The organism is Ruegeria sp. CH5, from assembly GCF_056537025.1.
The window spans coordinates 1-12,423 of the sequence record NZ_JBQFQT010000009.1 but is presented as its reverse complement, the minus strand read 5'-3'; the positions used below and the strand labels follow the sequence as shown (position 1 = coordinate 12,423).

The following is a 12,423-nucleotide window of genomic DNA, read 5'->3' as shown; positions in this document are numbered from 1 at the left end:
GGCTTTGAGACTGCCGGGCTCGAAACTGTTCAAACGAACCGAACCACCTCTGACCGCCGATGCCGTCGAATGGGAAACCCTGAAATGGGTCGACTGGTTCAACAACCGCCGCCTGCTGCAGACCATCGGAAACATCCCGCCAGCAGAAGCCGAGGAGAAGTTCTATGAACAGCGTAACGAGTTCGATAAAGTCGCCTGAAACGGAGTAATCAGCCTCCGGAAAACCCGGGGCGGTTCAAGTGTCTATCTTGACCCTCGGCAAATCTCTCAGGCCAGATTGTTCTTGTGCGCTTTGCCGTTCTTCATAATCACATCGAAATTGTCCGCAGAGGCCATGACCGTAAGGTCGGCAATCGGGTCTCCGTCCACGAGCAGAATATCTGCGTAGGCTCCGGGTTGGATGACACCGACTGGACCAGCCTGGTAGGGATTACGCGGGCCGGTCAAGTCCCAAAGCTGACCATTCAGACCTGTTGCCTGCCGCAAAATCTCGGCGTTGCTGAACCATGGCGTCCTGAGCTGCAATTCCTCCAACTGCGTTGCTTTCGTTTGCCTCGATCCGACGAAGTCTGTTCCGAGTGCAATCTTAGCGCCAGATTCTCGCGCTAATCGAAGCATGGCGTCGAGACCATCAAACGCCATCTTTTGTCGCTCTGCCTGGGCTGGCGTGAACCCTGCTGGAATGTCTGCTGCAAAAAAGCCAACCTGGGTTGAAAGCCAGACCCCTTTTTCCACGGCCAACTCCATCGACTCAGGCGTCATGAGGTTGCAGTGTTCAATACATTGGTAACCTGCCTCAATGGCAGCCCGAACCGATGTGTCCATGTATGCGTGCGAGGTCGCGTATGTGTTCCAACGTTTGGCCTCCTCTACTGCCGCTTCGAGTTCTGCCGGCGAATACTCGTTGATATCCAATGGGTCGTAGAGGCCAGTCACGGCGCCGCCTGAAAAGACTTTGATGAAGTGCGCACCCTGCCGGAACTGCTCGCGTGCAGCCGCCAGAACTTCAGGTACCCCGTCTGCGAAAAGTGTGATCCCAAGTCGCTCCGCTTCTGTGAACGGCGGCCCGCCGAAGGCTCTCGGACGCACGGATCGCGGCCGAAGGTCGCCATGACCGGCGGTCATTGAAATCGCAGCGTTTGACGCCTGAATGCGCGGACCGGGGTGAAGGCCCTCGTCTATGGCGCGCGCCAAACCGAGAATGCCGCCACCAGTATCACGGACACTGGTAAAGCCACGCATCAGGGTGGCTTCACTTTCGCTCAATGCCAATGCAGCAATGTAATCTGGACGTGCTGTCAGGAAGCCAGCAGGATCTTGGTTCCACTGGAGGTGCACATGCATGTCGAGGAGCCCCGGCATCAAGGTCCGTCCAGCTCCATCGAAGCGCGGCACCTCTGGCGCGGCATCAGCTACGGGCGAGACATCCTTGATCATTTCCCCTTCGACAAGAACGTTCGTGAGTTCGGTCAATTCATCAGACATCCCGTCAAAAACACGCACGTTCGTGAAGAGCGTTGCATCTGGAGCTTGAGCTCGGGCTCGCGCCGGCACCAGCGCCAGCGCAGCGGTCGATGCAAGGCTGGACAAAAATACGCGTTTGGAGATCATAACTTAACCCTCAAGATGCCGAAGAAGTTATTGAAGGTTATCTCAGGATCGCCTGTAAAACCATCTGGTAAACCTGATGAAGAGGGTGACGTAAGGTATAGATTTTTTAGGGCGTAAAACTGAAGGTAATCCCACGTAGCAAGAACACCGGCTTTGGGTTCAAAGCAGCCATGCGGCGCTGAGGCGGGCCGCGTGACCACCTTGGTGGAGCCTCCTGACGCCTCCGGCCCAGAGCGGACTTTTAAGTAGCGCGCCGAGAATGGCGGCTTCGATAGCCACAGCGAACAAGCAAGCTGCCCAACCCGGACGATGTGCGCCGCTACTCGGTGTGTCACACCGCACGGATCTCGAGTTACTCGCGACCGACGTCGCGCCTACCTTGGTGGCGAGTGTGTGAAAGGCACTGCGGGTATTGAACGAAACGGGCGTTGCGTTGTTCGAACGTTGGCTTTGGCAACTGGCAAGAAGGTCAGACGGGCCTTAACGTGGCGCAACACGTCAGACACCGAGACTACGGACCAGAAATGAAATCCGAGATTCCAAAACACAGCGCAATCTGGGGACAGATCATTGTCGGTGAGTTGAAGAAAACAGGCCTTTCCGAGCGGGATATCCGAAAGGAGTTCGGGATAACCAGATCTCAACTCGAAGACCCGGATGCTCGCTGGTCCTTCGACAAGACTGCCTGGTTGTTTGAAAAGGCGAGCGCTTTGACCAGGGACGACCTTGTCGGATACCGCCTGGCACAGTCGCCGGACCTGGTCAGGAAGGCCGGGTTGCTCGCCTATGTCGGCGTTTCGGCACCTACCGTTGGCGGTTACCTTCGAAACATCACCCGTTTTCAGCGCGTGATCGGTGACGCGAGCAAGACGGCCATGGAAGAAGGCCCGGAAACCACCCGGCTGACCTGGCACTACGATGTGCCAGCAAGCATTCCGACCGGGCAATATGCCGAGTTTGGAGCCGTTGGCACGGTCTTCGCCCTGCGGGACTACTCCAGTCGGCAAATCCGTCCGACGCATGTTCGGTTCGCGCATCAGCGGCTGACCGGCACCGAGGCCCTCGACAGGTTCTTTGGCTGCAATGTCCTGTTTGGTGCCGCGGAGAACAGCATTGCCTTCAAGGCGGCTGATATGGATGTGCCGCTGTTGACGGCCGACGACAACTTGCAGCGGACGCTTTCGGTCATTTGCGAGAACACGCTGGCTCGGATGCCGCAGACACCCAACAGTGTGGCCCGGGTTGTTGAGAGGCAGATCACGGCGCGTCTTGCAGCCGGCACGGCCCAGCAGGACGCAATTGCGGCGGAACTTGGGATGAGCGCCCGAACGCTGGCCCGCCGACTGACCGACGAGGGCACGAGCTTCGCAGCGGTCGTCGCCAATCTGCGAAAGGCTCTGGCCCGGGACTATCTGCTCAACAGCACGCTTCCGCTCACCGAGATCGCCTATCTTCTCGGATATAGCGACGCCAGTACCTTCAGCACGGCATTCCGAAGATGGTACGGACAGCCCCCCAGCGACTTCAGGGAGCAGCCAGCAACAGAAGCGCCCCTGGCATAGGGCGAACGATCTGAGTAGAGGCCGGACTGCTCGGATCATAGGCCCGCACTTTCACGTTTCTCCGTCTTCCTGAACCACCCTGACGCAACAAACCCGGCAGGCATGAGGCCTAACGGGTTTGAAGCAGATGCCGGATCTCTCCAGCGTCGGTTGGAAGGGGTAAACCGTTCCGGTTGTCTCGTTGCGGGATCAGCGCTTGTGCTTGTTGCCACCCTTCTTGCGATCGTCCTTGCGATCTTGACGATCCCGGTCTTCGGCGATCTTGCCACCGAGCGCACCGGCGGCTGCGCCGAGGGCCAGGCCGTCCTTGGCGTCGCCGCCGGTGATTTCGGTCAGCACGGCGCCGGCCACAGCGCCCTTGAGGGCTTTCTCACCGATGTCACCGGCATTGGCGGCCATCGGGGCAGCGAGGGCGAGTGAGGCGGCAAGGGCGGCGAATACGGTGTTCTTGAGGGTGTTTGTCATCGGTTCCAACCTTTCTGACGGTGGCGACCTCCGTGGCCGCCTTCTGTGGAAAGATCTAAGCGAACCGCCATGCCCCCGCTTGAGAGCATCCGACAGCTTCATTGGAATGGCTGACATTGCAGAGCAACAAGCCAAATTCGACGGTTGTTCTGCCGTCAAGACTTTCGCCTGACGCAATGCCAATCATCCAAGGGGTCGCCTCCTTGGCCGCGATGGCTGCATGGGCCGTTCCGGCGCAGGCACGACACTCCCAACCAGACGGCATTCTATCCGCCGCTACTCAGGTCAAAGATTGATCCGCAGCCTCAAGCCGAAAACGGTCGTGTCCTGATCGTTGAAGCCCGGGTTGATCATGTGCTGGACGTCCGCCGTCAGGGCGACATTGTCCGACAGGTCCAACCGATAGAAGGCCTCCATTGTGGTCTGGGTGTCGAGCGTTTCATCTACCGGGTCCGCAACGGTCGCGCCAAACCCAAAGAGGTCGTCATAGAGGCCCGGCCGCCATAGAAGTCCAGCGTTGGCTGCGCGTCGGGCGATCGGCGCCTCACCCTCCGACCAGCCGAGGCGTCCGTAGATCATGAATTCCTCGTTGATCGTGTGGTTGGCAGACAGGATCGCCCCGTAGCTCTCCGGCACGCCTGCCTCAGTGCGTTCATCGACGTGAAATACCCCGAGGTGAACGTTGGTTAGAAAGCGCTTCGAGCGTTCGGGCGTCCATCCGATCTCGGCGTATTTGTAGAACTCGGGGCCACCGGGAAACCACTCGACATCGGTCAGCGAGCCGTTTGCATCCGACAGGACACCGAGGGCATAGATCTGGTCGGTCAGGAAACCGCCCCCCGCAATGCCGAAGCCGGGATCGGGGATCGGCAGGACCGGGCTGAACAGGATCGAGAAATTGGAGAAAGTCGTGCGTGGGTTCACGTAGCCGAGGATGTCCGAGTAGTCTCCCGGATCGATCCGGCCGGCCACGAAACCGGCCTTCCCGCCAGCGAGCGTCTGGGACCAGTAGGCGACGGAGAGGGTCGTGTCGGTGTCACTGAATGTCGTTGCGGTGACGCCCGCATAGCCGATTTCCCCGGCAAGCCCGCTTGGCGCGATGTTCGTGCCGAGCAGATGGCGGTTCTCCAATGTGAAGACCAATTGCCCGGGATTTTCGCCGCCGCGATTGAGCAGCGTCCACTGGCCCAGAATGCGCGCCTGGCCCAAGGCGGCCTCGTCGATATCGGTCAGGCTCTCGGTCGCGGACTGGTAATAGGCCTGGTAGTCGAAGGAGAGGTTCAGGCCGGTGCGTTCGGCAAAGCGTTGCCGCGATGCCTCCAAGGGGTCCAATGCCGCATCCAGCCCCGGCCAGCGAGAGTCCTGCAACCGCCGCACTCGGTCTTGTTCCAGTTGGGCCTGCGTGGATGCCGGGCCACCGAGCGAGACCGCTGCGGCGGCCTCCAGGGCGGACGTTGGCCGGCTTTCCTGCGCCAAGGCTCCGGTTGATAACCAGAAGCCAGCGACGATGACCGTACCGAGAAGCCTTGCCTGTCCCATATGAGGTCTCTCTTGTTGCTCTTGATTCTTCTTCGGCCCGCTCATGCAAGTATCGCCAGTACGACATCCCGGCCCGTCCAGAGGACGAAGGCCGAAAGCGTAGCCGTGATCATGGCAGGCACACCGTCTTTCCAAGTGTCCCAGATCAGATGACAACCGATTGCGCCAAGCGACGTGCCCAGAAGGGCAGCGGCCCCGAGCGGCCCGAGCAAGCTGCCTTGAAACCAGATCGCCACCGCCCCGAAAAGCTCGACACCACCGACAAGCGCCATGATCTGACGGTTCAGCCCGTATTTGACGAACATCGCCAGTTGCGTTTCGAAGATGAGCTTCTGCCAGCCAAGGATCTTGATCGAACTGGCGAAGAGAAAGAAGGCGGACAGCAGGCCAATGGCAACTATTTGCATAATACGACTCCGCCGACACACACAGGGCTGAAGTTCATTTGATGTTCCCTTCTGGATCGTCCCGAGTGTGCAGTCCGGTTACTTGAGATCGTCCTGCGCCTTGATCTCCGGCACACGGGCGAGGGCTTCGGCCATGTCGGCGCTGCTCATCAACTCGATCATCTGGTAATCCTCCAGCAACCCGTCACCGAGACGGCTGACATAGAAGGCCTGGATGAAGGTGGGGTCGTCCGGCAGGGCGACGGTGATGTAGTTCTTCCCGTTCCCAAGCCCCCAATAGTAGCTCAAAAGCTCGCCGCCGAGCGCCTCGATCCCACCCTTCACCGAGGCCGCGCGGTCCCCGGGATTGGCGATCTGCATCTCCCAGGCGGCTCTGTTGGATGCGCCGATAAACAGGAAGGTGCGCATGTCTTTTGTGTCCTGCGCCGCTGCAACTGTCGCAGAGACGCAAAGGGCTGTCGAAAGAAGGATCCTGTTCATCTTGCCACCCGGAATTGCTTCGATGTTGTGGTCAGTACAGCATGGCTGCCCTGACCGTTCTTGTGGGTTCAATGCCCCGGAGCTCCGGGAATGGAGTGTTCCAGCTCGGCAGGGCGGAGCGGGAACTCGGAATGCTCATCCTCTGGCGTTTCGATGTCGGCGTGCCAGGTGAATTCCTTGTCCCCGAGGTCCAGATCGATCTCGCCCCCTTCGATGACCGGGTAACGGATCGGCTGCCCGGGCCGCAGGTCGATATTAGCGACACCGTCGTCGATAATGACCTGCCCGCTCACCAGAACGTAGGGGATTCCCTTGGTGAAGGAGCCGTTCATGCCCTTCTTCATCGATGATGTTTCGGTGATCGTGTCGGGGTCGAAGATCGTGATATCCGCGATCATGCCTTCCTGCATCCGGCCGCGTTCCTGCATCGCCTTCAGGCCCACCTTGGAAAAGTACTTCGCGGGAATGTAGGAGGCGTTGTTCACCATCTCCATCAGCGCGATGCCCTGTTCACGGGCCTCGCGGAACACGATGCCATAGGTGCCGGCATTGCGCGGGTGCCCCCCGTACTCCGTGAAATCGGCCTCGATCGGCAGCGGTTCGCCATCGACGGTGAAGCCGACGATGTCGTTGGCGATCGCAATATCCTTCATGTGGATCCAGCGCTCCAGGTCTGCTTCGGGGCGGACTGTGATGAAAATCGGCTTGCTCGGATCCTCCTTCTGCTGCCGGAAGAACTCCTCGTCGGACTCGTAGAGTTCGCCGGTGCTGGTATCGAAGATATCGCGGGTCGGAACGATATTGTTCGCCTCGATCTTGTCCGGCAGCAGTTGCGGTGTCGCGATGTTCGGATTGCCGGTGATGGCCGGGTAGTATTCCGCGAAGATGGTCATTCCGCGCATTTGCAGGCGGCGCGCAAGCTCGTAGATTTCTTCCCACCCCTGGTTCTGGATGTGGGAAAGGATCAGGGCCCCGTCGAGCGCAACGGCGTTTGCGATCACCTCGTTTGCGCCCAGGGAATAGTAGAGCGGCAGGCTCTCGGTCGGACCGAAACGGGTATGGGCGCCAAAGAAGCGGTCATACTTCTTCGCCATTTTCTGAAGCGCGAAAATCTCCTTCGGATAGGTGTTGTATCCCATGTATCCCACCGTCGTGTTGACGGTGATCGCCCCGGCGCGAAGACCCTTTTCATACATGGTCATGACTTCGACGAGCTGATCCGCAGTCGGAATATCCAGCGCCCAGCTGGCATGTCCGTCTTCTTCCTCGGCTGCACCGCGTGACTTGAGGATGTAGGTCGGATCGGATGCCAGCTCGACTGAAACCCCATCCATCACGACACGCCGGATCTCCTCGTGCCCCATCCCGGAACCGAAGTTGAGAAAGGAATTGCCCTCGTACTTGTCGTAGAACAGGTCGGCATCCGCCACGCCGCTCTCGGTATCGAGGATCGTCGTCGTGCCATCATGGGCCATCATCTTCTGATCGAAGCCGCCAAAGGAATGCGAATGGGTGTTGATGAATCCCGGCGCGACTACATGCCCGGAAACGTCGATCTCGCGCTTGCCCGTCAAGGCATCTTCGGTGATCGCGGTGATCCTGTCGCCGGTCACGCAGACATTGCGCACGGCATCAAGATTGGTTTCCGGGTCCATGACGCGGCCGTTGAGAAGCGCGACGTCGCACTCCTGAGCAACCGCCATCGAACTGCAGAGGGCCATGAGAGTGGCAAGAGTGAGGTGTTTCACGGTCAGTCCTTCCGGGATGATTGCGTCGGGCAAAAAAACGCGGGGCGGACGAGGGAGACCGCCCCGCGCTCTCCTCAGTCCAGCGTGTTCTTGTAGATCACGCCGTCCTTCATGATGACCTTCAGGTTGGGATCAGGATCGGCCAGAAGAAGGATGTCTTCGAGCGGGTTGCCATCGACCAGCAGGAGATCCGCGTAAGCGCCTTCCTCGACCACGCCGAGCGGGCCGTCTTGATACGGATTGTTCAAGCCCGTAAGCCGGTTCATGCGGGCGCCGTTCGATGTGGCCATGCGCAGAATGTCGAAGGGTTTGAACTTGGCCTCGTGCAGGTATTTGAACTCGTCGTTCATCTTCTTGTCCTGCTCAAGCGTCTGGTCCCAGTTGTTGATGAGATCGGTGCCCAGAGTGTAGAGGTCGATCATGCCCGGTGTCGTCTGGATCACCTCGATCATGTTGGCGGCGGCGTCACGGACACTCTTCCATTTGGCGAACGAGGCTGGCGTGTAGAAGGCTTCCGCCTGTTCGGTCGTCACCGAGTAGACCGGGGCTACCGCCGTCGCGAACATGATCTGCTTTTCGACCATGATCTCGGCGGCCTCCTTGGTCAGGAACGGGATGTGCTCAACGGTCTTTGCACCGTTGTCGATACAGTTGCGGATCGCCTGCTCGGTGAACACGTGGCAGGTGACGTAGGTGCCCCATTGCTCGGCGGTCTTGACCGCCATCTGGATCTCGTCCGCCTGGTACTGAAGCGAATGCAGCGGGTCGAACTCGGACGTGACCCCACCGCTGACCATGACCTTGATCTGGGTTGCCCCGCGCCGCAGGTTCTCGCGCACCGCCATGCGGATCTGCTCCGGGCCATCCGCGATGAAGCTCATGTCCGTGTCGACCCAATGCGATGGGCCTTGCCCCGACAGGGTTGGATGCCGGTCGTTCAGCTTGCGGAAATCGGCATGGCCCGATGTCTGCGTGATGAAGGCCTCCGAGGAATAGATCCTCGGGCCGGGGAACATACCGGTATCGATGATCCGCGCGATGGACTTTGCCGGTCCGCCGAGGTCACGAACCGTCGTGAACCCGTTCATCAGGATGCGCTCGGACCGGATCGTTGCAACGCCACCAAGATGGAAGGGCGTGATGTTCTGGCGCAACCCGTCACTGAGCGGGTTGAACACCAGCAAATGCACGTGCTGGTCATGCATCCCCGGCATGAGCGTGCGCCCGCCGCCGTCAATCATGGTTGCGTTGGGCGCTTCGATCCCGTCCGTCGAAATTTCCTTGATCAGGTTGCCTTCGACCAGAACGCTGGCGTTTTCGATCCGCGCCTCGTTCACGCCGTCAAAAACATGGACATTGGTGAACAGGGTCTGCGGCAGCGCTTCGTCCTGCGCAGAGGACATGCCGGCAGCGAGCGACACCACGCCCGCCAGTAATGTGGACTTGAAAAGATGCTTCATAAGTTTGCCCTTCCGCAATGTTGACGGCGGGGCCAGCGCCCCGCCGAAAGTTCAGTTCAACGTGTTCTTGTAGAACTTGCCGTCCTTCATGATGACGCGAATGCTCGGCACGTCCTGCCCGCGTGGCTCGGCATCGAACCATGTATCGACAGCGCCGATGGCAGTGATGTCTTCGAGCGGGTTTCCGTCAACGATGAGGATATCGGCATAGGCACCTTCCTCGATCACGCCGAGCTTGCCTTCGGGATAGGGGTTTCCGCGTCCCGTCAGTGCGGCCAGTTCGCCGCCATTCGAGGTCATCATCTGCAAGGCCCAGAGGTTGCCGAACTCACGCGCCATGAAAGCCTTGGTGAAGTCCATCGACTGCCGGTACGGCACACCGGTCAGCAGCACGTAGTCGGAATCGAACACCATCTTCGGCTTGTACTTCCGCACCAGATCAAACAACTGCTCGCTGTTTTTCCGCAACCAGAGGAACTTCGCCGTCGGCGGGAAGGTCGGGTCCTGGTGCATCGGATGCTCAAGCGCCTCGGGCGCCAACGCGGTCAGGTTGGGCGAGAAGAACGCTTCCTTCTCTACCAGCTTCTGCATCGTCGGTTCCGTTATGGTCAGGCCGTGATCCACCACTTTGACCCCGAGATCGAGCGCGCGCGACAGGTCGCTATCCATGAAGACATGCATGGCGACATAGGAATCCATGTCCCCGGCCACCTCGACGGCAGCGGCGATTTCTTCGTCTGTAAAGGCGGACTGGTAGATCGGGTCCTTGATGGAGGTCACACCACCACTGACCATGATCTTGAGGTAGTTGGCCCCAAGCGCAAAGTTCCGCCGCGCGCCGTGGAGCACCTCGGCAGGGCCGTCGACAAGCCGCGTGATCTCCAGCCGTTCAAGATTGCTTTCGTTCTTGCGTTGCCCGGCGATCCCCCAGTCGCCATGACCACCGGTCTGGCTGAGGCAGGCGCCGGACGAGTATATCCGCGGGCCCGGAAGCGAACCCTCGTCGATTACCGCACGAAGTCCACCATGTGCACCGCACATGTCGCGCACGGTTGTGAAGCCCATCGCCAGCATTTCCTGCGCAAAGGCCGCAGAACGTGCGCCGATCTCCTCCCATGTCGTGTCCTGAAGGCCCGGGATCGTGCCATCCTTGTACATATTCACATGCACATGGCTGTCGATCAGTCCCGGCATCAAGGTGCGTCCGCCGCCGTCGATCACATTGACCTCGACCTCTTTGGTCTCGATACCGCGTTCGGTCTGGATGGTGAAAGAATAGCCGTCGATACCGCCAACAGGATCGGGCAGGCGCTTGCTTCCGCCCGTTCGAACTTCGACTTCCCACGTGCCGGATTCGGGAATGTCCTCTGCAATCTTGTGAATCTTGTTCTTGACGACGAGCACGTCGACATCTTTCAAGCCGTCATTCACCCCGTCGAAGACCATCACGTTCTTGAACAGCGTGACCTCCGAGGGAATGTTGGGGATATCCTGCGCAATGGCAGGCGTCGTGAGCGCAATTGCCATTGACATGGCCGGCAGCAACGCCTTCAGGTTGAGTGTTGTCATTCGGTGTCCTCCCAGGGGTCGGTCTTCCTGCGGACCGATCCTCCCACTATGCACATGTGCCCCGAGATTCTTTTGACCCGCTGATCCCGTGGTGCATTTTTCTGACCCGATCCGGTCAATTTCAGCCAATTTCTGCTTGGCCGTCAGGCGCCCGCGCCCGTAGCGTGTCGGAGAGCGAAAGGGTGATGTGGATGCCGCAAGGAGAACAAAAGGACGGTTTGTCCCTCGTACGTGCTACGGTCCTCGGCCCCGTCGTAGCGATGATGCGGCGGCTCGATGCGGATCCGGCCTTTGCGCTCGGGCTGCATGGATTGAGCGAGGAACAGGTCCTGAACCCGGCCGAGTTCATCCCGCATGACACGGTCTATGCGGCGCTGGCCTCCATCGCCGACATCACCCGGCCGGATATCTGCGCCTTGGCGGGACAACAGACAGACCTGTTGAAGTTCCTGCCGCGTGGGGCGCTCCTCGGCCAGTCGGTGACCCTTGGCGATTTCTTCACCCGGTTCACCCAGATCGTCTCGAAGGAAAGCAACGCGGTGTCCTTCCGGCTCCTGATCGAGGAGGAACACGCCTACTTCACCACCAGTCGCAATTTCGAACCCGAGGTGTCGCCGGGCCATTCGGACGCCTTTCTCGTCGGGATCTGGATCTCCCTGCTGCACCGTGTTCTCGATTTCCGATGGGATCCAACCCAGGTTGTTCTGCGCCTCTGCGATCCGACCCTGCTGCCGGAGCAGTTTCATGGCGTGCGGGGCATCAAGTGCAACAACAGGGGATTCTCCATCCGCTTTCCGGCGGCCTGGCTGTCGCTTCCAATCAACCCCGAACTCCTCGTGAACCACGAAAATGATATCGAAGAACCGGTTCAGGTCGATGTGCCCCTGGACTACCTCGAAGGCTTCGAAATTCTCGTGCGATCAAGGCTGTCCGATCCGGCGCTGACGGTGAGCGAGGCCGCCCGGATGTGCAGCATCACCACCAAGGTGCTGAACAAGCGCTTGTCCTCCTACGGAACAACGGCGTCCAAGGTGATCAACCGGCTGCGGATGGAAAAGGCCTCCGAACTGCTCACCACATCTGATCATTCGATCAAGGAGATCGCCCAATTGGTCGGCTTGTCCGAAACATCGGCACTCACCCGAGCCTTCACGCGGAACTTCGGCATATCCCCGAAAGATTGGCGCAATAAGGAGGCACAAGAGGCCCAAATTGCCGGAGCGCCTGCAGATTAGCCTGACCCCGCTGCGACTTCTCGACTACCGCAATCTCTTGGAACCTCGGTCGCCAATGGTAATGCCGAAGAGATGCATGAACCGGCGAGCCCTTCGCGAGGAGCAATCGATGGGAAAGGAGACCTCCATGCTATCCGCAGCGAACTCCCGCTTGCCGCCCATCGCGGCAGTTTCTGCGGAACGTGCCAATGGGTATTCTGGGCTCGATGCAGACCTTCGCTGCAATTAGCCCTAACGGCGGTGCTGTCAGACGAAATCGAACCAGTCTCAGTTTGCCGCGGAAACCGCGAACCTATCCGGAACAAAGCTGACGCCACTCGCTAAGAGCGGCGGCGCGGGTCAGCTTG

The 12,423-nt window shown here is 59.6% G+C and carries 10 protein-coding genes and 1 pseudogene; 3 read left to right on the top strand and 8 right to left on the bottom strand.

What is annotated here, in order from left to right:
- Positions 1 to 58: 58 nt before the first annotated feature.
- Positions 59 to 199 (top strand): annotated as a pseudogene (locus ACR0JC_RS18675) (IS3 family transposase); the annotation flags it as partial.
- Between the two features lie 68 nt (positions 200 to 267).
- Here ACR0JC_RS18675 and ACR0JC_RS18670 read toward each other — a convergent pair.
- The gene (locus ACR0JC_RS18670) at positions 268 to 1,611 is read right to left on the bottom strand and encodes a metal-dependent hydrolase family protein (protein WP_170343546.1); all 1,344 of its coding nucleotides are present in this window, start codon (positions 1,609 to 1,611) and stop codon (positions 268 to 270) included.
- Positions 1,612 to 2,135: 524 nt separating this feature from the next.
- On the opposite strand from ACR0JC_RS18670, the gene ACR0JC_RS18665 reads away from it, so the two are divergent.
- Positions 2,136 to 3,173: an AraC family transcriptional regulator gene (locus tag ACR0JC_RS18665; RefSeq protein ID WP_170343545.1), complete on the top strand. Its 1,038-nt coding sequence runs from the start codon at positions 2,136 to 2,138 to the stop codon at positions 3,171 to 3,173.
- 189 nt (positions 3,174 to 3,362) lie between these two features.
- On the opposite strand, the gene ACR0JC_RS18660 is transcribed toward ACR0JC_RS18665, so the two are convergent.
- The 7 genes from ACR0JC_RS18660 to ACR0JC_RS18630 form a co-directional block, all read right to left on the bottom strand.
- Positions 3,363 to 3,638, bottom strand: coding sequence for a glycine zipper domain-containing protein (locus ACR0JC_RS18660; protein ID WP_170343544.1), 276 nt, complete (start codon positions 3,636 to 3,638; stop codon positions 3,363 to 3,365).
- A gap of 285 nt (positions 3,639 to 3,923) precedes the next feature.
- Positions 3,924 to 5,222: a carbohydrate porin gene (locus tag ACR0JC_RS18655; protein ID WP_170343543.1), complete on the bottom strand. Its 1,299-nt coding sequence runs from the start codon at positions 5,220 to 5,222 to the stop codon at positions 3,924 to 3,926.
- Positions 5,219 to 5,584: a DoxX family protein gene (locus tag ACR0JC_RS18650; RefSeq protein ID WP_170342826.1), complete on the bottom strand. Its 366-nt coding sequence runs from the start codon at positions 5,582 to 5,584 to the stop codon at positions 5,219 to 5,221. Before ACR0JC_RS18650 ends, ACR0JC_RS18655 begins: the two co-directional genes overlap by 4 nt.
- A 78-nt stretch (positions 5,585 to 5,662) precedes the next feature.
- Positions 5,663 to 6,064 carry a hypothetical protein gene (locus tag ACR0JC_RS18645; RefSeq protein WP_170343542.1) on the bottom strand — a complete coding sequence of 134 codons (402 nt, stop codon included), beginning with the start codon at positions 6,062 to 6,064 and terminating at the stop codon, positions 5,663 to 5,665.
- 68 nt (positions 6,065 to 6,132) lie between these two features.
- Complete coding sequence (locus tag ACR0JC_RS18640) at positions 6,133 to 7,767, bottom strand: amidohydrolase family protein (RefSeq protein WP_170343541.1); 1,635 nt, start codon at positions 7,765 to 7,767, stop codon at positions 6,133 to 6,135.
- 119 nt (positions 7,768 to 7,886) lie between these two features.
- Complete coding sequence (locus ACR0JC_RS18635; RefSeq protein ID WP_170342821.1) at positions 7,887 to 9,272, bottom strand: metal-dependent hydrolase family protein; 1,386 nt, start codon at positions 9,270 to 9,272, stop codon at positions 7,887 to 7,889.
- A gap of 51 nt (positions 9,273 to 9,323) precedes the next feature.
- Positions 9,324 to 10,841, bottom strand: coding sequence for a metal-dependent hydrolase family protein (locus tag ACR0JC_RS18630; protein ID WP_170343540.1), 1,518 nt, complete (start codon positions 10,839 to 10,841; stop codon positions 9,324 to 9,326).
- Between the two features lie 164 nt (positions 10,842 to 11,005).
- Here ACR0JC_RS18630 and ACR0JC_RS18625 point away from each other — a divergent pair, with 164 nt between their 5' ends.
- A complete protein-coding gene (locus tag ACR0JC_RS18625; RefSeq protein WP_217361091.1) occupies positions 11,006 to 12,076 on the top strand; it encodes a helix-turn-helix domain-containing protein in 1,071 nt (356 codons plus the stop codon).
- Positions 12,077 to 12,423: the final 347 nt, after the last annotated feature.